Origin of the sequence: Roseibium hamelinense, from assembly GCF_007830545.1 — a bacterium.
GTDB classification, from domain to species: Bacteria; Pseudomonadota; Alphaproteobacteria; order Rhizobiales; family Stappiaceae; genus Roseibium; species Roseibium hamelinense.
In genome coordinates this window covers 13,724-36,341 of the sequence record NZ_VLLF01000011.1, presented here as the reverse complement: position 1 = coordinate 36,341, position 22,618 = coordinate 13,724, and the positions used below count along the sequence as shown (strand labels likewise).

Sequence of the window (22,618 nt, the reverse complement as noted above, 5' to 3'; positions counted from 1 at the left end):
GAAATGACAGAGGAAATACTCATGATGGAATGGTCGGTATATCTTTCCGGAGAAATCCACACAGATTGGCGTGAGCAGATTGTCAAAGGAACCAGCAAGCTGGACCTTCCAGTCTCCTTTTCGGCACCGGTTACAGATCATAGCGCCAGTGATGATTGCGGCGCGCACATTCTAGGCGATGAAGACAAAAAGTTTTGGTACGATCACAAGGGCGCCAAGGTGAACGCCATTCGAACGCGTTCACTCATCGAGCAATCCGATATTGTGGTTGTCAGATTTGGGGACCAGTACAAGCAGTGGAACGCGGCCTTCGACGCCGGGTATGCAGCAGCACTTGGAAAATCGCTCATCGTTCTTCATGATCCAGCGCTCACCCACCCACTCAAAGAGGTCGATGCAGCAGCTCTGGCTGTGGCTGAAACGCCGGAACAGGTGGTTGAAATCTTGCAGTACGTCACCAAGGGTCAACTGAACAGATAGAGCACGCCCCTTGTAATGCCCTTAACTAATACCATTTAGATTGATAGAGGCGCCGGCATAATGCGCCCTGTCTTTACTGGTTCGACGACTAAACAATAACAAGAACCAGACATTGCAAAAAGAGAGCTTTTCAAGACTCTCTAATTTCCAAACGAACTGTCATCATGACGTTGAAATCTCTTGCTAGGCAAGACTGCTGACGTCGTAAATTCGATTAAGAAAGAAGACTCCATGCAACATGGAAACGTAAAATGGTTTGATATCGGCAAAGGGCTTGGACTCATAGAGCCGGTTGAAGGCGAGGACATCCTCGTTGACATCTCAGCTCTGCGGCAATCAGGGATCGACAGCCTGAAGGAAGGCCAGTTGGTCGCCTATGATCTGGAATGGCGCCGCGGCCGTGCGGTTGCGGAAGACCTGAAGGTCCTCTGAACGCGATACTCAAATCCATCTCAAAAGCGAGGGCGGTTCGACCGCCCTTTTATTTTGCCCGCTCCTGTGATCTGCTGCGGCCAATGGCTAAACATGACGCTCAACAATCTGCAGCCCGGATGCCCCACCCGGCTTGGAGGAACTGAATGACTGCCGAACATTGTAGTGTTCTCTTGGTTTACCCACGTTTCAACTCAGGTTCCTTTTGGAACTACGGCTCCACCTGTGAACTTGTCGGCGCAAAATATCCGGCTCCGCCTCTCGGTCTTATCACCGTTGCCGCCATGCTTCCGGACACTTGGGACGTCCGGCTGGTCGATCGGAACACATCCGAGCTGAGTTCTGACGACTTGGCGTGGGCGGATATGATTATGACGGGCGGCATGCTGCCGCAGCAAGCAGACGCGCTGAAAATCATCGAGCTTGGGAGCGAAAACGGTATCCCTGTGGTCGTCGGCGGCCCGGATGCCACATCCAGTCCGGAGATCTACGAACATGCCGATTTTCGAGTACTTGGTGAGGCAGAAGGCATCTTGGATCAGTTCATCGCCGCCTGGAAAGACGGCCAACGATCTGGAACCTTTACCGCCGAAAAATTCAAGGCGGATGTGACCAGCAGTCCAATTCCGCGCTTTGATTTGTTGAAATTCGATGACTACGTTCAGGTGGGCGTTCAGTTTTCCCGGGGCTGCCCCTTCACGTGCGAGTTCTGTGACATTATCGAACTATATGGCCGCGTCCCGCGCACAAAGACAATCGAGCAAATGCTGGCCGAGCTTCAGCGATTGCACGATCTCGGCTACCGTGGCCATGTCGACTTTGTTGACGACAATCTGATCGGCAACAAAAAGGCGGTGAAAGGCTTCTTGCCGGAGCTTAGCGCGTGGCAGAAACAGCGGAAATACCCGTTCGAAATGTCGACGGAAGCTTCGCTTAATCTGGCAGATGACGAAGCGCTGTTGACGATGCTCCAAGATGCCGGCTTCTTTTCGGTGTTTGTTGGGATCGAAAGCCCCGATCCAGAGGTCTTGGTTGCTACCCGGAAAAAGCAAAACACGCGCCGCGACATTGCGGCGAGCGTACACAAGATCTACGAAGCTGGTATTTTCGTCTTAGCCGGCTTCATTGTCGGCTTTGACGAGGAAAGCGATCAGGTGGCCAACGAAATCTCGGCCTTGATCGAAGAAGCGGCTATTCCGGTCTCCATGACGGGGCTTTTATATGCCCTGCCAAACACCCAGCTGACACGCCGCCTCGCAAAAGAAGGCCGTCTGCATGCCGATTTTGCCACAGACGACCCGGATACGGAACATGGAGATCAGTGTACCGCAGGCCTCAATTTTGAAACAAAGCGGCCGAGGCAGGAAATCCTGCGCGACTTTAAAACCATCATCGACCGGGTATATGCGCCTGAAGCCTATTTCCGCCGTGTCCGAAAAGTTGCGAAAATGCTGAATATGAAAGGTGCCAACGGCGCAATTCTAAGCGCCGGATTTATCCACGATATCAAGATGTTCAGCCGATTGATCTGGGCAATGACCTTCACCAACACACAATATCGCAGACTGTTCTGGAAGACGCTGGCCTATACGGCATTTACAAATGTTCGTGCGATCAAGCCGGTATTGATGATGTTGGCGCTCTATGTGCACCTTGGTCCGTTTTCGCGCTTTGTCATGACCCAAATCGACGCTCAGATCGAGGAGATCGACACTGGCGAATGGGCCTCACCTGGTCTGGTTGCGGCGGAGTGAGTTCATAGGAGCCTCTTGATTTCCAGTACAACTGACGCGTCAAACCCCAAAAAGGCTCTTGTTTTCATTTTCGCCACCGTTGCCCTCAATACGATGGGCATCGGGCTCATACTGCCTGTCCTGCCGGATTTGCTCACTGAACTGACAAACGCGCCGCTGAGCGAAGCGGCCAAATGGGGCGGCCTCATCAGCCTGGTCTATGCCGGAATGCAGTTTCTCGTCGGACCGATTCTTGGAAATCTGTCCGACCGTTTCGGACGCCGTCCGGTTTTGCTCATTTCCCAAATTACGATGGCGCTCGACTATATAATCATGGCGCTGGCAAGCAGTCTGGCGATGCTTTTTGTCGGGCGCATACTATCTGGTATCGCAGGGGCCACCATCGCTACCGCGTCTGCTTACATAGCCGATGTCTCCGCCAAAAAAGACCGGACGAAGAATTTTGGCCTGATCGGCGCCGGGTTCGGAATTGGATTCATATTCGGGCCGGCGATCGGCGGCTTGCTGGGAGAATTTGGCCCGCGCGCGCCTTTTTATGCGGCGGCGTGCCTGTCCTTTGCGAACTTTCTTCTTGGTTACCTGGTCCTGCCCGAGAGCCTTTCGGCCGAGAAACGCCGGGCCTTTGACTGCCGCCGTGCAAACCCGCTCGGCGCGCTTCTGCAGATCGGCAAGTTTCCAGGAGTTAGGCTCTTGCTGTTATCTCTCTTCCTCTTCGAGGTCGCAGAGGCCGTTTATCCGGCCATCTGGGCGTACTACACACAGGTATCGTTCGCATGGGGGCCTGGTGAAAACGGCGCTTCCCTTGCCGCTGTCGGACTTGGATTTGCGTTTGTCCAAGGCTATCTCATCCGGGTTGTGGAGCCGCAATTCGGACCGGCCTGGACGTTTTTTATGGCGCAATCGGCCAATCTTTTCAGCTTCATCGGCCTGGCGCTGATCGATGCGGGGTGGATGGTTTATGTCTTCATCCCGTTTGCGGCGTTCGGCTCCATGACCAAAGCCGCGTTGACCGGTTTGATGGCCAATCAGATTCCGGACAATGCCCAGGGTGAGCTACAGGGTCTCATCTACAGTGTCGTCGGCGTCTCCATGATGATTAGTCCGGTCCTGATGACCCAGACCTTTGCCGTTTTCTCGGCCGGAGACGCACCGGTCTATCTTCCAGGTGCGCCTTTTTTGGTCGCGGGAAGCCTGATCGCCCTCTCCACCATGGTTTGCCTCGTCGCCCTCCAGGGACAGGCGCGGCCCGCCTCGGCCAAACCGCATAGACAGTGAAACCGGAAAAGGTTCGGCAAAATGGCTCTCGTGACACTCAACGGCCCAAGCTTTGGTCCCCAATCCGGCTCTTCACCCAAACAGCTTGTTGTCATTCTGCATGGCTATGGGGCGGACGGCCGCGACCTAATCGACCTTGGCCGCGCCTGGACCGCAGTACTGCCAGACGCCATTTTTATCGCACCGGATGCGCCGGAGCCACTGCCCTTTGACGGCTTTGGCGGGCGGCAATGGTTTGCGCTCGCGGACCGGGATATCAGGGAGTATCGGTTGGGTGTTGAAAGTGCGGCCCCAGCACTCCACCGTTTTCTGGACTCGCAACTGCAACTTCAAAACTTGAACAACAAAGATCTGGTATTGGTCGGGTTCAGTCAGGGGGCCATGATGGCGCTTTACACTGGCTTGACACGCATGAGCCCGCCTGCCGGTATCTTGGCTTATTCGGGTGTCTTTGCCGGACCGGGTTCCGTTTCAAAACCCGCGCCGCCGATAAAGATAATTCATGGTGCCGAAGACGATGTTGTATCGCCGGACTTCCTGCAGGCAGCGGAACAGCAGCTTGTCGACATGGGTGTTGCGGTAGAAACGCATCTGCTCCACGGCTTGGGCCACGGTATTGATGAACGCGGCATGGTTCTCGGTGGACGTTTCTTGGAGGCCTTGTTCTGTTAAAGACCCGGACTGGTGCTCGTTTGGGGCAAATAGTTAAAGTAAAATTAAGGGTTCTCTCCGAAGGTAGGTCGATAATAATTTTTGTTCGGGAAGGCTGGAGCCCTCGCAATGCAGATTTCGATAGAGACAACGACGCAGAGCGCGAGTGTTTTCCAAATGTCGACTACTGGTGGGGCCAACAAGAGCCCGCTCTTGCAGGAAGAGGACCGTCAGGAAAACAAGCCCGCAACAGTCAACCTACTTGAGGCTGCGTCCGAAAAAGCTGAAAACGATGCTGTCGTTATCGCCGCGCTCCAGGAAGCCGTTGAAGCTGGAAAAAAAGAACAAAAAGACGATGAGGACGCCGACGGAAAGCTCGCAACGGTTGAGGATTATCAGAACACGGCAGGCCGCATAAAGTCCGCTTTGGGCTTTGAGGATGAGCAAGGCGCCAGCGGCCCTGTATCCATCAGCTACGAGAGCGGATCAACGACGACAACTACGATTGAAGCCGAGATCGACGGGCAAACAGTCTCAGCCGAATTCGTTTCTTTTGAGCGTGTTTCGTACAACAATGACACCGGCCTGTCCGTCCGCACTGCCAGCGCATCAAGTATCGAAGCAGAGTTTGGCGGCTTGACCGCAACCTACCAGAGCGCGTCGACAAGTTCGCTATACGCCGGTACGGGTGCTCAAATCTCACAGCTCGGCAATCTTTTCGCATGATTTGCGGATTGGACCTGGGAGGGAACCTCCCAGGTCCTGCTTCAAAACTACCTTCCGCTCAAACCTGACTTTACCCGTTTGAACAACAGGTTCCGCTCCTTGCCCGGTTAGTAAGCGGTGGTCCTTACCATCTGCCTATTGCGGCTGCGAGATCTCTGGTGTTCCCGAGGACGGTCCAGCGTTTTCCCAATCCTGCGGGGTTGGGAAATAGGTGTAGGTGTTTGGGTTGATCGTCATCGGTGTCTTGCCGGCTACCGGCAGCAGTTTGCCGCCCGTGGAAGATACGACCGCACAGGCCGCGTTCAGGGCCGCACGGAGCGCGCCCTCGATCCACCCCGAATTCCAGTCGAGGCAATCGCCGGCAAGATAGACACCGGTGTCGATGGTGTTGTTTTCCGGATTGCCCTTCTGATAGTCGAAGATCATGCTGCGCAGATACTCATCCTGTCCGGGAAGCGCGAGCTTGAACGCGCCGTAGTAGAATGGCTCGTTTTGCCAGAATATGAACTCGACGTTGTTTTCATAGTCACCACCGACCGGGACCAGCTTCTCTGCCCATTTCGCCACGTCCGGGCCCATTTCCGTTCTCAGAATGTTGAGCAGGCTCTCATAAACCCGCAGCTTTTCGGGCAAGTTGTTTGGAATGTAGCCAGTGTCCTTCATGGCTTGCTGTTTGACGGCATCGGCAACCCAGGCGTAGGAGATGAAACAGATCGCATAGTCGGGGTCACCATAATCGATCGTGTAGACCTGCTTGACAGCTGTGTCCGTCAACAAAGTCCGAACCGCATTTGGATCGTCCTTCCAGAACTTGGGAATCCGTGCCGCAATCTTGTTGGACGCGATCACCTCGACATCCTTGATCCCTTCCGAAATCTCCGGAAGAAGCACTAGCGGGTTGCCATCCTGTGTCTGGAAGAAGCGGGTGATGTCCATGCTCAGTTCCATTGAGCGCGTCGTCGTCGCGACGATGACCCGATCATAAACCGGTGGTTCGGTTTCGGCTGCTAGTTCACCGTGCGGGGTGCCGACATCAAGCTTGAAGTTGCCTTCGCTAGTCTTTTTGACAGAAAACACCGGCGCCTTGATGAAAATCCGGTTGTTCGGGTTAAACGCTGTAAATTCTGACGCTATTTTCAACGCTAACTTTTGAATGCCTGGCGCAAACTTCTTTTGAGATGTCTCCAACCCATTGACCACCAGGCGAACGACTTCAAGAAACCCGATCGGATACAGCGGACCGAAGCCACCGGACCCGATGCCCAGTTCTGCAAAACGGGTCACATCCTCCAGCGTCCAGCGGCTGCCGCCCGGAATATCCCAGCTGCCGTCCGGGCCGCCTTGAACGAAGATCTGATAGACCGCATCGCCGAACGACATGTTCTCGAAATAATAGATCCACTGCTGCCATGCCTCCCGCGCCGTGTCCGAAGACACACCGAGCTTCTCGCAATTGGCATACTTGCGATACGCAAAGGCATCCTGAAGCTCTTTTTGGATGGTTTCGGGCGCCGGCAAAACTTGAACCGTCCCACCCTGGGCGGTAATGCCGTCCTTGATCAGCGCGCCCCAACCATCGAAGACTGTTCCAAAACCCTGCGGGAACGCGGAGTCGCTTTTCTTCCAAACCTGCGGCGGATTGTTCTTATAACACACGTAGGTGTTGTTCACGCCGGGGTCCGGAAAATCCGGCAGATCCTCGATCTTCTGATCCAGCATGGTCTGCATGTAGTGGTCCAGCAGAAACTCGGTTGGCGGGAATCGCATGGCCCCAAGCTCGACCAGGGTTGGAGACGTGTCCTGCGGAACATGTTTTGAATAGAGCCGCCCGCCGACACGTTCAGTCGCTTCGTAAAGATGAACGATATAGCCGGCCTTGGCCAACTCATAAGATGCCGTCAGTCCTGAAATGCCGGCCCCAATCACCGCGATTGGCCCAACTTTTTCCGGGGCTTGGCCGATTGTGGGCCAGCTTTTCAGCCACAAAGCATAATCGAAGTCCGGAGTGTCGATGTAAGACTGTTCCTTGACCGGGTCTGTTGACTGTCTGAGGCTTGGTAATATGGACAAGTGCCTGCTCCTGAAATGGTTGTTCACCAAGGACTGACTTCCGCCCCTGATAAAGCAACCATAGGAGGTATTTTCCGCGATTGGATTTCTTAGAAAAAGGAAATTTACAAAAATAATTTACCGATATTTTTCAGATACCTGCACTCGGTTTTCCGGTGAATGCCAACTGCCGGTGTTGGATTCCCCTATCCAGACACAATCCCAGTGGCTTCAACCAAGGCTAAGCAGGGCGTAGCACCAGATCGGCAAAGTGAGACAGCCAATCAGAGAGGATTGGGTAACAATACACGCAACCAGTGCCCGGTCGGCACCGTAACGGGATGCCAGGACATGAGCAGCAGAGGCCGTTGGCAACGCAGCGAAGAGCGTGAGGGCGGCACAAATGGGCCCGGGAACCGCAAGCGCGAGACAAGCTGTCAGTACGCAACCTGGTAACAGCAACAATTTCACAACGTGTAGACCGGAATTGAACCGGGTCATCCGGAACATAATCGACCAATCCAGCGCCGCACCGAGCGATAGCAGCGTGAGCGGCAATGCGGCTTCCGCCAGACGTGCAACTACCTGATTGGGCAGCTCCGGGAGCGTGACACCTCCCAGCCCCACTCCTACACCCGCAAGGCTGGCAATCAGAAAAGGATTGCGGACAATCTCCAAAATCTGCCTTGCGCGCGATCCCGATCCTCCGGTCAATGCTCCTACGGCCAGGATATTTGCCATCGGCACCGCCATTCCAATGGCCACCGCCAGATACCCGGCAACTGTATCCGAGAAAGCCTGCACTGCAACGAAGGCCAACGCTGTATTGAAACGCCAAGCGGTTTGCCATGCACCTGCGAAATCAATCCATTCACGAGGACCATACCGGCGCAGAAAAAAACCTGCAGCAAGACCGAGGCCGAGAATGCCCAATACGGCCAACCCGATGGATAACAAATCACTGAGCGCAATCGGCCGGGAAGAAGCGGCGACAAACAGGAGTGCAGGGAAAAGCACCGAGAAGTTCAAGCGGTCCAGTGCTTTCCAGGCCGTGTCATCAATCCGGGTAGCCAGAAACGCTCCCAGCCCAATCAATGCCAGGTCAGGCAACAATCGCAACATGGGGAGTAACGCAGGATCAAGGTTCATTGCGGCGGTCTATCTGGAAAACCGGTTGCGCCCGGCGACAAAACCTACATATTCATCATACTATGCATAATAAAATAACTTGAGATTATATTATGGTCAGTTCAGACTTACCAGTAACGGCACTACGGGCTCTCCGCATATTACGAGAATGCGGTTCTGTTTCGCGCACTGCAGACACTTTAGGGGTCTCTCAACCGGCTATCAGCCGCGCAATCAGCGCGCTTGAAGACCGATACGGGCTGCAATTCGTGCGCAGGAATACCCGGCCGGTTACATTGACCGTCGAAGGCGAGCTTGTGGCGTCGCACGCTGAACGGATTGAGCTCGATCTAATGGATTTATCGGATCAATTGGCACGCCTGAAAAAGGGCAAAGCAGGGGCCGTCACGATCGGGTCCTTTGGGGCAAGCGCCTCAACACGTCTTTTGCCCCAACTGCTCAAGGCCTTTACCCGAAATTACCCGGAGATCACCGTTTCGATCCGGGAATATGACGATCAAGATATCCTGACCGCTTTGAATGACGGGGTGATTGATACGGCCGTTTTGGCAAATCCGCCTGGCCATCTGGATCTCGTGTTGCTTGGTCATGACGAGCTGGTCGGAATTGTGGCGCAGCATGATCGACTGGCTGACCTGAATGTGCTGCTCCCGGCCGATTTCGAAGCCCGGCCTTTTGTGCTCTCCAAAGCAGGCAGCGAACCCTTGATCACACAGTGGTTTAAGGAAAACGGCTACGATTTGCCGCCCGCAGCCCACAGGATCCGGCAGACGGCGTCGATCCTCGCTCTCGTCGAAGCGGGTCTCGGCGTCAGTATCATGGCGCGATACGCATTGCCGAAGGATATTGGCCACGTGGCCGCCATTCCGCTGGCCCCGGCCGCTCCCAGGGAATTGGCATTGGCCCGGATACCGGATGCGGCACGCTCCCACGCCGCATCTGTGTTTTGGCAGTTTGCGGAACACTCCGCTTTAGATCGCATGGCCAGGGACTGAGCCCGATCACGCCTTTTTCAAGTAGGCCGCGATGATGTCTCGCGCCGCCTCAAGATCCGACTTGTGGATCATCTCGGTCACGGTGTGGATGTAGCGTGTGCCAACAACGATACCAACTGCTTTCGCACCAGCGGCCGCCTGCTGAGCGGCGGCACCATCTTGGCCGCCTGCTGCCAACATTGTCCGCTGATAGAGAATATTTTCCTTGATCGCGAGGGCCTCGATTTCGCGCACCAGATCGCGGTCCGCAATAAAGCTGGAATCCTTCACGTGAAGGCCAAATCCTTCGCCTTGTACTGTGGTGCGGTCCGGGTCGGGCACACCCGGCGTGTCACATGAAAGAGTCGTATCGATCCCGAGGCCGATATCCGGCTTGATGGCAAAGGCTGCCGTGCGCGCGCCGCGCAGGCCCACTTCTTCCTGACAAGTGAAGGCGACATGGATCTCGCACTCATGCTTTGCCTTGCCCAACGCACGGATCGACTCGATCCCGAGCCAGCAGGCAATCCGGTTGTCGAGCGCCTTCGACACGACCTTGTCGCCAATCTCGATCAGCGGCTCATCCATCGTCACCATATCGCCGATCTTAATGATATCCTTGGCCTTTTCACCGAGCCCCATATCGATCACGAAGTCTTTTGGCTCGGGAACCTTCTTGCGCTCTTCGGGCGTGGAGATGTGGATCGGCTTACCGCCGGGGTTCATCACCCCCTTGAAATCGCCCTCGTCGGTCGACACCAGAACCCGCCGGGAAAAGAGATTGCGGGGATCGAAGCCGCCCACGGGCTGAACGTGGACAAACCCTTTGTCAGTGACATGCGAAACCAAAAAGCCAATCTCGTCCATGTGGCACAAGAGCATGACCTTTTTCGGTTTCTGCCCTTTTTTTGCGTCCTTGCGGGGATTTCGCTTGCAAAGCAGCGATCCCATTGCATCCACCTCGACCTCATCAAACAGGCCCTTTATCTCCGACCTAATCAGGTCGCGAACCCTGTGCTCGTGCCCCGGCACCCCGGGTGTTTCACAAAGGCGGCGCAGCAAATCGATGTTCATGAGGTCTCCCAATAGCTTGTTGTATTCTCTCCTGGACGCAAGGCTGGCCAGCCGGATATCCCATCCAGGTCACGTGATCCTGCACAAATTATTCTTATGGATTTACAACTTCCTAGCCAATTTGCAATCGTATGAGCTCGAAGTGCGGGTTGCCATTTGGCTGTCGCATTTCAGGAGCAATGCTTGACACAAGCTACTTCTGGCAATCCCATACCAGGCTGAGTTTCAACAACCCAGCCCTGTGCCGTCTATTTTCGAAGGAGACGTCCATGTCGAAGAAAAAACGTTTTATCCTTTCAATCGACGGCGGAGGTATCCGGGGGTTGATCCCGCTTCGTGTTCTTGAATCCCTCGAAAGCAGACTGGCCCAAAGGGCCATCAAAGAGCCGATGCACAAGCATTTTGACTTAATGTGCGGAACGTCCACCGGCGGATTGATTGTAGCAGGTTTAGCGGCCCCCAAACCAGGCGGCGAAAAGGGCGAAGCTGCAGCAACGATCAAGGAGCTTCGCGACTTTTATGAGCTTGAAGCCCGCGACATATTCACCTATTCGCTGGGAAAGCGGCTTGCTCGCGCCTTCATAAATCCGTTCAACCTGTTTGACGAAACCTACGATGCCCGTCCCCTTGAACGGCTCTTAAAGGAACGGTTCGGTTGGACGTCCATGGCCAGTGCACTGACCAAAATTGTGCTGACGAGCTACGATATTGAGCAACGCAAGGCTGTGTTTATGACCAACGGACTGGAGGAAAACGGCAGCCGGCCGAACGACTATTATTTCTGGCAAGCCGTCCGCGCAACGACGGCGGCGCCGTCCTATTTCGAGCCAGCGAGAGTGGAGAACCTATCGACCGGAAAAGAGGAAGCCATGGTCGACGGAGGCGTCTTCATGAACGACCCGGCCATGGCCGCGTATCTCGAAGCCCGAAAACTCGGCTTTAGCTCGGAAGATACAGTCATCATTTCGTTGGGAACCGGTCAGTCGCAAAAGCGCCCCTTCCCTTACAAACAAGCAATTGGCTGGGGTGCGCTCGGTTGGATGCAGCCTTCCAAAGGGGTTCCTATCCTGTCGATGTTTTCCGATGGGCAAAGCCAGACCGCGAGCTACCAAGCCTCCCGCTTGTTCACCGAGCTGGGGTCAGCGCAGTACTACAGATTGAACGGTGTCCTCGATCCGGAATCTGAGGATTTCGACAATGCCCGCCCTGGAAATCTCATCGCCTTGAACGGGACCGCAGATCGCATTATCCGGGATGAGACTGTGATGCTTGACAGGCTGGCGGATATGCTTCGCGACAATGCGGAGACAGAGCCGACGGATGCTACAGGGTCTATGGAAAACGCGGCCTAGTTTAACTGTTCCTGATCGACATTTTCAGGTAATCGGCGCAAGCTGAGGAGGAATTGCGACCTTAGGGGAGCTTGAAAGGTGTTCGATCACATCTGTTTTAACCACCGCAGGAATGCCGCACGACCACTGCTTGTTGGCGTCCTGATGCTTTCGGCCACCAGTGCGCTGGCGTCACAAGGTCCGCCGATACCGCAAGGCAAGCCGGATGCAATCGTGAAAACTTTCGCGCCTGGTGAGACGCCGATCCCGACACCAAAGGCAAACGTGCCCCCGTCTGCACAACAAGCGCTAGTCCTACACAACAACGCCCCGGCAAAAGTGTATTTCGGAGCCATGGAAGGCCCCGCCCCCCTCAAGGCTCGCTCAATCGGATCCTACGCCAAAGGATGTCTCGCTGGCGGCGCCGCATTGCCGGTGGACGGTCCGTCCTGGCAGGCCATGCGTCTGTCCCGCAATCGGAATTGGGGGCATCCCGAGTTAATCGACTATCTCAAAGACTTGGCCGACGCCGCGCCTTCTTTGGGGTGGCGCGGTCTTTTGGTTGGCGATCTTGCCCAGCCGCGCGGCGGGCCCATGACCTCAGGGCACGCCAGTCATCAGATCGGCCTCGATGCAGACATATGGCTGACTCAAATGCCGGATAAGCGGCTGACACGTGAGGAACGCGAGGAAGTTTCGGCAGTATCAATGCTCAAGGGCCCCTTGGACGTTAAGGGAGCGGACCGCAGCGTCGACCCGAAAAAGTGGACGGATATCCACGCCAGACTGATCCGCCGGGCCGCCCAAGATAAGCGCGTTGCACGCATTTTCGTCAATCCGACGATCAAAAAAGCCTTGTGTTCTTTCGAAACGGGCCCGGACCGGGCTTGGCTGAGAAAAGTCCGGCCATGGTGGGGACACCACTACCATTTTCATGTTCGCCTGGCGTGTCCGAAGGACAGCCGCGGCTGCCAAAACCAAAACCCTCCGCCCCCGGGGGATGGCTGTGGCTCTAACCTAACCTACTGGCTATCGGATGAGCCATGGGTCCCGAAGGAACCGCGTGACGCGAACAAACCTATTGTCAAGAAACGGCCAATGGCACTCGCTGCACTGCCAAATGACTGCAGAGACGTCCTCGAGGCCAACTAGCTTCGGACTGTGCCGCCATGAGGTGGTGGCGCAGTATCAATCAGGCGCGTCATCAAAACCAAGTCCAGCCACCTACCAAATTTCGTTCCGACCTCGGGCAAACGCCCGGTTTGGACAAAACCTGTTTTTTCATGGAGGCGGATTGACGCAAGATTTTCGCCGTCTATCACCGCCACCATGGCATGAAATCCGTCGCGTTCGGCCTGCGTGACCAGTTCTTCCAGTAATGCACGACCTATTCCAGCCCGCTTGTGTGCTGCGTCCACATAGACCGAGTGTTCAACCGTTTTGCGGTATCCGTCCCGGCCCCGGAACCAGCTATAGCTGCCGTAACCAAGGACGGCATCGCTGGCATCGACAGCCACAAGGATAGGAAACCCCTCAGCTCGCCGCGCCAGAAACCAGGCGTGCCGTGTTTCGAGTGTCGCGAGTTGGTCCGTCCACGCCGCTGTGGTGTGGGAAACTGCATGATTGTGCAACTCCAGAAGAGCCGGCACATCACGATCCTCGGCGCTGCGAATGCGCAGTGTTCCGCTCGATATCTGGGGTGTCTCGTTCATTCTACCCTGCTGTTTGACAGCCACTTCGATTTGAAACGGGCGTAGGCCCTACTATGTCTGCGACTATCTTTTTCTATACCCTGTAAATCCTTCGGACTGCGGCATGCAATCCACTAGGCGAAACCGACGAGTGGTGCTAAAGGGGCGCTATGACGAAGAAGACGCTTTCCAACATCCGCAACTTTTCGATTGTCGCCCATATCGATCACGGCAAGTCGACGCTCGCAGACCGGCTGATCCAGATGACCGGCACCGTGACCGACCGGGAAATGACCGAGCAGCTGCTCGACAGCATGGATATCGAGCGCGAGCGCGGCATCACGATCAAGGCGCAGACCGTCCGGCTGGTCTATAACGCCAAGGATGGCCAGCAATATATCCTGAACCTGATCGATACCCCGGGCCACGTCGACTTTGCCTATGAGGTGTCTCGGTCACTTGCGGCCTGTGAAGGCTCGCTGCTGGTGGTGGATGCGTCCCAGGGTGTGGAAGCGCAGACGCTCGCCAACGTCTATCAGGCCATCGACAACGACCATGAAATCATTCCTGTTCTGAACAAGGTCGATCTTCCAGCCGCTGAGCCGGACCGCATCCGCGAGCAGATTGAAGACGTGATCGGCATTGATGCGTCCGAGGCCTGCATGATTTCGGCCAAGACAGGTCTTGGCGTCGATACGGTTCTGGAAGCGATCGTTGAAAAGCTGCCAGCACCGGAAGGCGATCCGGACGACACGCTGAAGGCCATGCTGGTCGACAGCTGGTACGATACCTATCTCGGCGTGATGGTTCTGGTGCGCGTGATCAACGGGTCCCTGAAAAAAGGCCAGAAGGTCAAGATGATGGGCACGGGCGCGGCCTATGACGTTGACCGCGTCGGCGTCATGACCCCGAAATTCATGCAGGTTGACGAATTGCAGGCCGGCGAGATCGGCGTCATCACCGGCTCCATCAAGGAAGTCGCGGACACCCGCGTGGGTGACACCATCACCCTTGAGAAGAAGCCCTGCGCCGAGGCGCTTCCGGGCTTCAAGCCGGCACAGCCCGTTGTTTTCTGTGGCCTGTTCCCGGTCGATGCCAACGACTTTGAGGATCTGCGCGCCGCCATGGGCAAGCTGCGCCTGAACGACGCCAGCTTTTCTTATGAGATGGAAACCTCCGCCGCGCTCGGATTCGGCTTCCGTTGCGGCTTCCTGGGTCTTTTGCACCTGGAGATCATTCAGGAGCGCCTGTCCCGCGAGTTCAATCTCGATCTCATCGCAACGGCGCCGTCGGTTGTCTATGAGATGACCATGACGGACGGCGCCGAGATCGACCTCCACAATCCGGCCGACATGCCGGATGTGGTCAAGATCGACGAAATCCGCGAGCCGTGGATCCGGGCCTCCATCATGACACCGGACGAGTTTCTGGGCGGTATCTTGAAGCTGTGCCAGGAACGGCGCGGCATTCAGGTCGATCTTTCCTATGTTGGCAGCCGGGCGCTGGTCGCCTATGACCTGCCGCTTAACGAAGTGGTCTTCGATTTTTACGACCGGCTGAAGTCGATCTCCAAAGGCTACGCCTCGTTCGACTATCAGATCTCCGACTACCGCGCGGGCGATCTCGTCAAGATGTCGATCCTCGTCAACGAGGAACCCGTCGACGCGCTGTCTGTTCTCGTCCACCGTTCACAAGCCGAGCGCCGCGGGCGGGCCATGGTGGAAAAGCTGAAAGACCTGATCCCGCGGCACATGTTCAAGATCCCGATCCAGGCAGCGATTGGCGGCAAGGTGATTGCCCGTGAAACGCTCTCTGCGCTGCGCAAGGACGTGACCGCCAAGTGTTACGGAGGCGATGCCACCCGGAAACGCAAGCTTCTGGAAAAGCAGAAGGCCGGCAAGAAGAAGATGCGCCAATTCGGCAAGGTCGAAATCCCGCAAGAAGCGTTCATTCAGGCGCTCAAAATGGACGATTGAGAAGCCGCTTGGACGCGTGATTTGCGTCACGCATCTTTTTTGCGACGCAGGTATGGTTGTGGAACTGTCCCCTTGGAGAAGACCATGGCCTCGTTCCTATCGGTAAACTTGCTCGCTCTTTTTGGTGTTTCACTTGCCGCCCTAACGGGTCTAACCACAAACGCGTCGGCCAGCGACACCTATTGCGGGAAAAACCCCTCGACATGGGCTTCTGATGTTGCCCCAGAACTTGATGGTTTTTACGCCGTAAAAAACGGGGCTGGCGTCCTGTCGATGGCTGGTCGAACGATGGCTCTGCCGGCTGGCAATCGCTCAGACGCAGCCATTGAGACCGCCCCCAATGGAAGCATGAAAATCATGTCGTCCCAGATCGGCGGAGAATTCGAGCTCTCATTTTACAAGGGCGCCCCGTGGCAAATCGCAACAAGTGCATCCTCGCCGCTCGCAGACAATGAAATACTCACAAGTTCAGATCTTGGGGTGCTGATCAATTGCGATCCCAACGACCTACCGCGGCTCCAGTCGAAAGGCCGCTATCGGGATCCAGAATCTGGGCAGGACGTCGACTTCACGCTTTATCTTTTCGCAGTCGATCCGAAAACTCTTTATGGCGTGACCGTTGGGCGCATCCAGACCCCGAACGGACCGGGCAAGGCCCAGCGCGTTCTGACCCTTTCGCGATAAACAAGATCAAGAGCCAGAGGCAGTGTCTGCAATAGGAGCCGAGCGCCGCTTCTGTTTTCACAGTTTTACCTGACCGGACCCTGACGATCAGAAATCTTGAGGCCGGTTCGAAAACCGGCCGGTTGGCTTAGCGGCGGTTGAACGGCAGATCCGCCAATTCCCGCGGGCTCATGCGCTGGATTGCGGGGTGTGCCAGTGGATCGCGGCGGTCAAAGCTGTTTTCAGATTGGGCTGTCAAATGACGGCGCCTAAACAAGTTCAACATGATCTTTATCTTCCTTATTGTTGTTTTTCTCATGCCAAATTCCTTAGTTTGTGAATTTAGCTCACCTCCACATATAGCTACTTGACCCCCAAAAAATAATCGATTTCTTCTGCGATTTTGTTTAGTTTTTCTGAATGAAAAATCTGAACCTCGTCCATCTCAACGGCTTGCGCGCAGTAGAAGCCGTTGGACGTTTGAAATCCTTGAAAGCTGCAGCCGCAGAACTGGGTGTTACAGTCGGCGCGATCAGTCAGCAGGTACACAAGACAGAGCAACAACTTGGCATCCAATTGTTCGAGCGGCGCTCACGAGCTCTGATCCCAACAGAAATTTGCCTGGCTATTCTGCCTCATCTGACCCGCGGGATAGACGCGCTATCGACCGCTGTCGCGGTTGCAACCAGCCGGCGCGATGACCTGCTCACTGTCTCGGTTGCTCCCGTTTTTGCGGGTAAATGGTTGGTGTGGCACCTCAAAGCCTTTAACAAGGCCAATCCCGGACTGCGCGTTCGGGTTGAAGCCACGATTGAGCTCGTCGATCCGGATCTAACAGATGTGGATTGGTGTATCCGCGTTGGTCCCGGCCCCTACCCCGGACTGTATGCACAAAAGCTGGTTCCACATCGTGTTTTTCCAGTATGCAATCCGCAACTTGGCCAAAAACTGCAAAGACCGGCGGATCTGCTCAGCGTTCCGATTATTCGAGATCCGGGCGAAATGTTTTCCTGGAACACTTGGCTTGAGCCCAGCGGCATGAGTGAGGCAGACCTGCCGGATGGCCCGACCTTTTCCGATGGCGCCCTTTGCCTGGACGCAGCAATTGCTGGTCAGGGCGTCTTTCTTGCCTGGGAAACCCTGGCCATTCAAGCTCTACGCGCCGGTCAAATCGTGGCACCGTTTCCGGATAGATACGAAACGGGTTTCTTTTATTGGCTCATCGGCAGCCAAAGCCGACAACCAACCTCCGCCATGAATGCCTTTAAAGACTGGCTGGTAAAAACGCTTGATGAGAGCCTTGCTGTCGACTGGCCACCGCGTTTTTAAAATTCTCCGACTGTAGCGCGCGGGGTTCAATTGGACCTCCCGCGACATATGTTCCGCAATTCCACTTGCGCGGGGGCGGCTGGTCTGTTTTTTAAGGTGCATGATAAAACCCACATCCTCTAAGGCTCATGACCTGTTTGCTGCGCACCACACGGTGAGCTATTCCCGCCCCTCTTGGACCCGCAACCATGGGCCTGCATGCGGTCGATTTACCGGCTGAGCTGCGCGCATGCCAATTCGAAGGCGTGCCGGACGCAGCTATGCGGACCGTTAGCCGTGGCATCGCCCGGCAATTCTGCTAAAAGACCGAACGACTTCCACCTTTCCCGCGACGCTACCCGGCGCGGAACGAGCATCTTGAGCTTCTATGTCTGATCTGAACACGCTTGAAACTGACCTGATTGCAGCTATTGAAAATGCAGACTCCGAGACCGGACTTGAAGAGATCCGTGTCGCGGCCCTTGGCAAAAAGGGTAGCATTTCCGAGCAGATGAAAACGCTGGGCAAGATGAGCCCGGAAGAACGCAAAACCATGGGGCCGGCCCTAAACGGCTTGAAAGCAAAAATTACCGACGCAATTGCGGCCCGTAAAGCTGTTTTGGAAGAATCCGCACTGGAGGCCCGGCTCGCCAACGAAACTGTTGACGTCACATTGCCTCTGCGCCCCTCGCCTGCCGAAACCGGCCGCATTCATCCGGTTAGTCAGGTGATTGATGAACTGACAGCTATTTTTGCGGATATGGGTTTTTCGATCGCCGAAGGACCGGACATCGAAACGGACGAGCTCAACTTTACCTCTTTGAACTTTCCCGAAGGTCACCCCGCGCGCGAAATGCATGACACTTTCTTTTTTAATGAAAAGGAAGACGGCGAACGGCTGCTGCTGCGCACCCACACCTCGCCAGTGCAGATCCGCACCATGCGCGATCAGGAGCCGCCGATCCGCGTGATCATCCCGGGCCGGACATACCGCTGTGACAGCGACCAGACGCACACGCCGATGTTCCACCAGGTGGAAGGCCTCGTGATCGACAAGGAAAGCCATTTCGGCCACCTGAAGTGGATCCTGGAAGAGTTCTGCAAGGCGTTCTTCGAGGTTGACGACATCAAGATGCGCTTCCGACCGAGCTTCTTCCCGTTCACCGAGCCCTCCATGGAAGTCGATATTCAATGCGACCGGTCCGGCGCCGAGGTTAAGATTGGCGAGGGAGCAGACTGGCTGGAAATCCTGGGATGCGGCATGGTGCATCCGAACGTTATCCGAAATTGCGGGCTGGACCCGGACGTATACCAGGGCTTCGCGTGGGGCATGGGAATCGACCGGATTGCCATGCTGAAATACGGAATGCCAGACCTGCGCGCCTTCTTTGACGCTGATGTTCGCTGGATCCAGCACTATGGCTTCCGCCCACTCGACCTGCCGACACTGTTCGGCGGTTTAAGCAGCTAACGACCGGACCACGAAAGAGAGCGACACCAACCATGATGCGTTCCTTGTGTTTGAGCATAGTCCTTGCACTGACCCTCGTTTTTGGCGGACAGGTCCTCGCACAAACTACGGAAACCGACAGCCCGCCGGACCCAGGCCGGGCGCCGACTTCGTTTGTTGAGGCGTGTGCCGACAAGATTGAGGATCGCGGCCGTCTTCGCTTCTGCGGCGAGTATTTTCAGGAACAGCTTGGAACACAGGCTGATGCGTTGCTGTACCTTCGGGATCGGATAACAACGCTGCGCGCATCACATGAACAGTCCGCGAGCGAAAAATACGCCAGCTTCCTGTCGGCCATCTATATTGTGGCATTTTTGACAATCTGCTCGATCGTCCTCGTCGCTAGTGAACGGCGGATTGGCGGGACAGCGAAATGGGCCAGCCTTGCCAGCTCCACCGCTCTCCTGGTCGTTATTGTCGTTGTGTCGGTCGGCTGGCTTGGAAAATACCGCGCGGAGTACGCCGCTCAGGTTGAGCTGGGGATCCTGCGCGACCGGATTGAAGCTGAAGCCGCCCAGGCGATCGCAACCGGACAGCAAATCACCCCGCAGATGGTGGTTGGTTGGACCGGCGAGATGTCCGCGATTGGCCGCCGGTTCGCCGAAGCTTATGCAGAAGCCTCACCAATCCCGGAACTTGACCGATTTAGCGGCGGCGGATCCTAGCCGCCGGACGTACTGTAACGAAACCTTTTTTGGCGCAGCCCCTGCGCAGCCGATACGCAAAAGAGCAGACCCATGAAATTCACACTCTCCTGGCTCAAGGAACACCTTGAGACGGATGCGAGCCTAGATGAGATCGTCGAAAAACTGACCATGATCGGCCTGGAGGTCGAAGAGGTCAGCGACCGTGCCGCTCGGCTTGCTCATTTCAAGATTGCAAAAGTTCTTGAGGCAGAGCAACACCCGAATGCCGACAGGCTGAAGGTGCTGAAAGTTGATCCTGGCACAGGCGAAACGCTTCAGATCGTCTGCGGAGCACCAAATGCCCGCGCGGGCCTCGTCGGCGTGCTCGGCCGCCCTGGTGACTATGTTCCAGGCATCGATATCACTTTGTCAGTGGGTAAAATCCGCGATGTCGAGAGCTTCGGAATGATGTGTTCCGAACGGGAACTTGAGCTTTCCGATGAGCATGACGGGATCATTGATCTGCCCGAAGATGCGCCGGTTGGCGAAAGCTATGCGACCTGGGCCGGATTGGACGACCCGATTATAGAAATCGGCCTGACCCCCAACCGGCCAGATTGTACCGGTGTGTATGGCATTGCACGAGACTTGGCCGCGGCGGGAATAGGAAAGCTTAAAGAACGCAGTCACACGCAAATTAAAGGCAGCTTTCCTTGCCCCACCGAGGTTTCTTTGGAGTTCGGCGCCACACAGCCGCTTTGCAAGGCATTCGGACTGCGCATGGTAAGGGGCGTTAAGAACGGTCCTTCGCCAAAATGGATGCAAGACCGGCTGCGCGCAATCGGATTGCGCCCGATCAACACCTTGGTGGACATCACCAACTACATGACCTTCGACCAGGGCCGCCCGCTACACGTATTCGATGCAGCAAAGGTAAAGGGTGACCTGGTTGTTCGCCGCGGCGTTAAAGGCGAGACAATCGACGGTCTGAACGGAAAGTCCTACGAGGTTGATGACAGCGTTTGCGTCATTGCGGACGATCAAGGACTTGAAAGCCTCGGAGGCATCCTCGGCGGCGAGGTCTCCGGCTGCACCGAGAGCACGAGTGACGTTCTGATTGAATCTGCGCTCTGGGATGAGGACGGTATCGCTGCAACCGGCCGCAAACTTGGAGTCAACACCGATGCGCGCTACCGGTTTGAGCGCGGTGTGGATCCTGATTACATGCTGCCCGGCCTTGAGGCGGCCACCAAGATGGTTCTGGACCTGTGTGGCGGCGAATCATCCGAAGTCGTGCAAGCCGGTGAGGTACCCGATACCTCCAAGATTATCGAATTTCCCTATTCTGAAGTGAAGCGGCTAGCGGGTGTCGATGTCGCCGTTGTCGAAATGAACATGACCCTTCGTGCCCTAGGCTTTTGGGTCTCGGGCTCAGGAGACACAGTCAAGGTTGCGCCGCCGAGCTGGCGCCCGGACGTGGAAGGCAAGGCTGACCTTGTTGAGGAAATTGTCCGGATCATCGGGCTTGACCGTGTTCCGAACACGCCGCTTCCCCGGCAAGGCAGCGTTTCCGGCAAGGTGTTGACGGCTGGTCAGATCCGGAGAAACAAGGCTCGGCGCACGCTCGCCACACGCGGACTGAACGAAGCTGTGACCTGGTCATTCATTTCTGAAGATCGAGCAGACTTGTTTGGCGGCGGCGATGCGGCGCTGAAACTCGCCAACCCGATTTCCTCCGACATGTCGGACATGCGGCCTAGTTTGCTTCCCGGTCTACTCGCTGCGGCACAGCGGAACGCAGATCGTGGCTATGGTGATGTCGGATTGTTCGAAGTGGGCCAAGTGTTTGCCGGCGACAAACCGGAAGAGCAGTCAATGGTTGCAAGCGGCGTGCGTCGGGGCACGGCCACGCTCGACGGTGCAGGCCGCCACTGGTCTGGAACGGCAAAGCCCGTTGATGTTTTTGATGCGAAAGCAGATGCGGTCGCGGCACTAGCGGCGATTGGGGCGCCCGTCGACAAGCTTCAAGTCTACACAGATGCTCCAAACTATTTCCATCCCGGGCGGTCCGGAACCCTAAAGCTCGGCCCCAAAAACACTCTGGCTGTTTTTGGTGAGCTGCACCCGCGAACTTTGAGGGCACTCGACATTGAAGGTCCGCTCGCAGTATTTGAAGTCCTGTTGGACAATCTGCCACAGCCAAAAGGCAAAGGCGGACGTTCGAAAGGTGCCCTCAATGCCTCCGGGCTGATGCCGGTCCGTCGCGATTTTGCTTTCGTTGTCGACAAAGGCCTTAGTGCTGAAACGCTTCTCAAGGCGGCTCGCGGAGCGGACAAGACCCTGATCAACGATGTCACGCTTTTCGATATTTACGAAGGACCCGGCGTGGATGAGGGCAAGAAGTCTCTGGCAATCGACGTCGTTTTGCAGCCAAGGCAGAAAACACTGACCGATGAAGAGATAGACGGAATCTCGCAAAAGATCATTTCAGCGGTGAAAAAGGCAACCGGCGGCGAATTGCGAGGCTAACAAGAAAATGCCGCCCCCGCACGGGGCGGCTCTTTTTCTTTCTATCGGTTACTGCGTGGGTTTACCCGCTCAACGCATCTACGCCCGACATTGCATTGCTTGACATCTTTAGTCGGCGCGAACAGGGCACGGGTCACCGCATGCGGCTCTACACAGTAGCTACCATTGGCCACAAATCGGTCAAATGTGCTTGGCCCTGTGTTCATAACGATCTGCCCGCGTTGTTTTACAAGGGCTTGCGCTTGTTCGCAGGTATAATTGCGGGTATCGGGCCGCGCTTGTGCCGCAACTTCAGAACTTGTGACTAAATTCAAGCCGGCGAAAACGCACGCCAGCGCGAACGCCTGAGACACTGTTCGTATGGCGCGAATAGTTTGAACCGTCATAGTGTGCCATTCCAAGTTGGTTATAAGCCGTTTT

General features: G+C 55.9%; 19 protein-coding genes. 15 read left to right on the top strand and 4 right to left on the bottom strand.

What is annotated here, in order from left to right; translation table 11 throughout:
- The first annotated feature begins 21 nt into the window (after positions 1 to 21).
- The 6 genes from JM93_RS19150 to JM93_RS19125 all read left to right on the top strand — a co-directional run bounded on the left by JM93_RS19150 (position 22) and on the right by JM93_RS19125 (position 5,318).
- Entirely contained in the window at positions 22 to 480 is a 459-nt protein-coding gene (locus JM93_RS19150; RefSeq protein ID WP_145346848.1) for a YtoQ family protein, read from the top strand.
- A 231-nt stretch (positions 481 to 711) separates the two neighbouring features.
- Positions 712 to 912 carry a cold-shock protein gene (locus JM93_RS19145; RefSeq protein WP_145346847.1) on the top strand — a complete coding sequence of 67 codons (201 nt, stop codon included), beginning with the start codon at positions 712 to 714 and terminating at the stop codon, positions 910 to 912.
- Positions 913 to 1,058: 146 nt separating this feature from the next.
- Positions 1,059 to 2,666, top strand: coding sequence for a B12-binding domain-containing radical SAM protein (locus JM93_RS19140; RefSeq protein ID WP_145346846.1), 1,608 nt, complete (start codon positions 1,059 to 1,061; stop codon positions 2,664 to 2,666).
- Between the two features lie 15 nt (positions 2,667 to 2,681).
- Positions 2,682 to 3,941, top strand: coding sequence for a TCR/Tet family MFS transporter (locus JM93_RS19135; protein WP_208995330.1), 1,260 nt, complete (start codon positions 2,682 to 2,684; stop codon positions 3,939 to 3,941).
- A 21-nt stretch (positions 3,942 to 3,962) separates the two neighbouring features.
- Positions 3,963 to 4,613 (top strand): alpha/beta hydrolase, encoded by a 651-nt coding sequence (locus JM93_RS19130; protein ID WP_145346845.1) that lies wholly within the window; start codon positions 3,963 to 3,965, stop codon positions 4,611 to 4,613.
- 108 nt (positions 4,614 to 4,721) lie between these two features.
- A complete protein-coding gene (locus JM93_RS19125) occupies positions 4,722 to 5,318 on the top strand; it encodes a hypothetical protein (RefSeq protein WP_145346844.1) in 597 nt (198 codons plus the stop codon).
- Between the two features lie 135 nt (positions 5,319 to 5,453).
- Here JM93_RS19125 and JM93_RS19120 read toward each other — a convergent pair whose 3' ends face one another.
- Both JM93_RS19120 and JM93_RS19115 read right to left on the bottom strand, forming a co-directional pair.
- Complete coding sequence (locus JM93_RS19120) at positions 5,454 to 7,388, bottom strand: flavin monoamine oxidase family protein (RefSeq protein ID WP_170230757.1); 1,935 nt, start codon at positions 7,386 to 7,388, stop codon at positions 5,454 to 5,456.
- A 210-nt stretch (positions 7,389 to 7,598) separates the two neighbouring features.
- Positions 7,599 to 8,489, bottom strand: coding sequence for an AEC family transporter (locus tag JM93_RS19115; protein WP_208995329.1), 891 nt, complete (start codon positions 8,487 to 8,489; stop codon positions 7,599 to 7,601).
- 119 nt (positions 8,490 to 8,608) lie between these two features.
- On the opposite strand from JM93_RS19115, the gene JM93_RS19110 reads away from it, so the two are divergent.
- Complete coding sequence (locus JM93_RS19110; RefSeq protein WP_145346838.1) at positions 8,609 to 9,511, top strand: LysR family transcriptional regulator; 903 nt, start codon at positions 8,609 to 8,611, stop codon at positions 9,509 to 9,511.
- A 6-nt stretch (positions 9,512 to 9,517) separates the two neighbouring features.
- Here JM93_RS19110 and JM93_RS19105 read toward each other — a convergent pair whose 3' ends face one another.
- The gene (locus JM93_RS19105) at positions 9,518 to 10,564 is read right to left on the bottom strand and encodes a M42 family metallopeptidase (protein ID WP_145346836.1); all 1,047 of its coding nucleotides are present in this window, start codon (positions 10,562 to 10,564) and stop codon (positions 9,518 to 9,520) included.
- Positions 10,565 to 10,833: 269 nt separating this feature from the next.
- On the opposite strand from JM93_RS19105, the gene JM93_RS19100 reads away from it, so the two are divergent.
- Positions 10,834 to 11,916: a patatin-like phospholipase family protein gene (locus tag JM93_RS19100; protein WP_145346834.1), complete on the top strand. Its 1,083-nt coding sequence runs from the start codon at positions 10,834 to 10,836 to the stop codon at positions 11,914 to 11,916.
- A gap of 144 nt (positions 11,917 to 12,060) precedes the next feature.
- Positions 12,061 to 13,047: a penicillin-insensitive murein endopeptidase gene (gene mepA, locus JM93_RS19095; RefSeq protein WP_145346832.1), complete on the top strand. Its 987-nt coding sequence runs from the start codon at positions 12,061 to 12,063 to the stop codon at positions 13,045 to 13,047.
- On the opposite strand, the gene JM93_RS19090 is transcribed toward mepA, so the two are convergent.
- Positions 13,044 to 13,607, bottom strand: coding sequence for a GNAT family N-acetyltransferase (locus JM93_RS19090; RefSeq protein WP_280114680.1), 564 nt, complete (start codon positions 13,605 to 13,607; stop codon positions 13,044 to 13,046). The two genes, mepA and JM93_RS19090, sit on opposite strands and share 4 nt — an antisense overlap.
- A gap of 149 nt (positions 13,608 to 13,756) precedes the next feature.
- Here JM93_RS19090 and lepA point away from each other — a divergent pair, with 149 nt between their 5' ends.
- The 6 genes from lepA (at position 13,757) to pheT (ending at position 22,198) form a co-directional block, all read left to right on the top strand.
- Positions 13,757 to 15,562 carry a translation elongation factor 4 gene (gene lepA, locus JM93_RS19085; RefSeq protein ID WP_145346829.1) on the top strand — a complete coding sequence of 602 codons (1,806 nt, stop codon included), beginning with the start codon at positions 13,757 to 13,759 and terminating at the stop codon, positions 15,560 to 15,562.
- Between the two features lie 84 nt (positions 15,563 to 15,646).
- Complete coding sequence (locus JM93_RS19080; protein ID WP_145346827.1) at positions 15,647 to 16,246, top strand: hypothetical protein; 600 nt, start codon at positions 15,647 to 15,649, stop codon at positions 16,244 to 16,246.
- Positions 16,247 to 16,645: 399 nt separating this feature from the next.
- On the top strand, positions 16,646 to 17,554 hold the full coding sequence (locus tag JM93_RS19075; RefSeq protein ID WP_145346825.1) for a LysR substrate-binding domain-containing protein: 909 nt from the start codon (positions 16,646 to 16,648) through the stop codon (positions 17,552 to 17,554).
- Between the two features lie 367 nt (positions 17,555 to 17,921).
- Positions 17,922 to 19,004 (top strand): phenylalanine--tRNA ligase subunit alpha, encoded by a 1,083-nt coding sequence (gene pheS, locus JM93_RS19070; RefSeq protein WP_145346824.1) that lies wholly within the window; start codon positions 17,922 to 17,924, stop codon positions 19,002 to 19,004.
- A 32-nt stretch (positions 19,005 to 19,036) separates the two neighbouring features.
- Positions 19,037 to 19,708 (top strand): phenylalanyl-tRNA synthetase subunit alpha, encoded by a 672-nt coding sequence (locus JM93_RS19065; RefSeq protein WP_145346822.1) that lies wholly within the window; start codon positions 19,037 to 19,039, stop codon positions 19,706 to 19,708.
- Between the two features lie 72 nt (positions 19,709 to 19,780).
- A complete protein-coding gene (gene pheT / locus JM93_RS19060) occupies positions 19,781 to 22,198 on the top strand; it encodes a phenylalanine--tRNA ligase subunit beta (RefSeq protein WP_145346820.1) in 2,418 nt (805 codons plus the stop codon).
- Positions 22,199 to 22,618: the final 420 nt, after the last annotated feature.

Bases quoted from the DNA above. Each gene is read 5' to 3' on its own strand.
- JM93_RS19115 (WP_208995329.1), bottom strand. From the start codon at position 8,489: ATGTTGCGATTGTTGCCTGACCTGGCATTGATTGGGCTGGGAGCGTTT.
- JM93_RS19065 (WP_145346822.1), top strand. From the start codon at position 19,037: ATGATGCGTTCCTTGTGTTTGAGCATAGTCCTTGCACTGACCCTCGTT.
- JM93_RS19130 (WP_145346845.1), top strand. From the start codon at position 3,963: ATGGCTCTCGTGACACTCAACGGCCCAAGCTTTGGTCCCCAATCCGGC.
- pheS (WP_145346824.1), top strand. From the start codon at position 17,922: ATGTCTGATCTGAACACGCTTGAAACTGACCTGATTGCAGCTATTGAA.
- JM93_RS19145 (WP_145346847.1), top strand. From the start codon at position 712: ATGCAACATGGAAACGTAAAATGGTTTGATATCGGCAAAGGGCTTGGA.
- JM93_RS19110 (WP_145346838.1), top strand. From the start codon at position 8,609: ATGGTCAGTTCAGACTTACCAGTAACGGCACTACGGGCTCTCCGCATA.
- JM93_RS19080 (WP_145346827.1), top strand. From the start codon at position 15,647: ATGGCCTCGTTCCTATCGGTAAACTTGCTCGCTCTTTTTGGTGTTTCA.
- JM93_RS19100 (WP_145346834.1), top strand. From the start codon at position 10,834: ATGTCGAAGAAAAAACGTTTTATCCTTTCAATCGACGGCGGAGGTATC.
- JM93_RS19075 (WP_145346825.1), top strand. From the start codon at position 16,646: ATGAAAAATCTGAACCTCGTCCATCTCAACGGCTTGCGCGCAGTAGAA.
- JM93_RS19125 (WP_145346844.1), top strand. From the start codon at position 4,722: ATGCAGATTTCGATAGAGACAACGACGCAGAGCGCGAGTGTTTTCCAA.
- JM93_RS19105 (WP_145346836.1), bottom strand. From the start codon at position 10,564: ATGAACATCGATTTGCTGCGCCGCCTTTGTGAAACACCCGGGGTGCCG.
- mepA (WP_145346832.1), top strand. From the start codon at position 12,061: ATGCTTTCGGCCACCAGTGCGCTGGCGTCACAAGGTCCGCCGATACCG.
- JM93_RS19140 (WP_145346846.1), top strand. From the start codon at position 1,059: ATGACTGCCGAACATTGTAGTGTTCTCTTGGTTTACCCACGTTTCAAC.
- JM93_RS19150 (WP_145346848.1), top strand. From the start codon at position 22: ATGATGGAATGGTCGGTATATCTTTCCGGAGAAATCCACACAGATTGG.
- JM93_RS19090 (WP_280114680.1), bottom strand. From the start codon at position 13,607: ATGAACGAGACACCCCAGATATCGAGCGGAACACTGCGCATTCGCAGC.
- lepA (WP_145346829.1), top strand. From the start codon at position 13,757: ATGACGAAGAAGACGCTTTCCAACATCCGCAACTTTTCGATTGTCGCC.
- pheT (WP_145346820.1), top strand. From the start codon at position 19,781: ATGAAATTCACACTCTCCTGGCTCAAGGAACACCTTGAGACGGATGCG.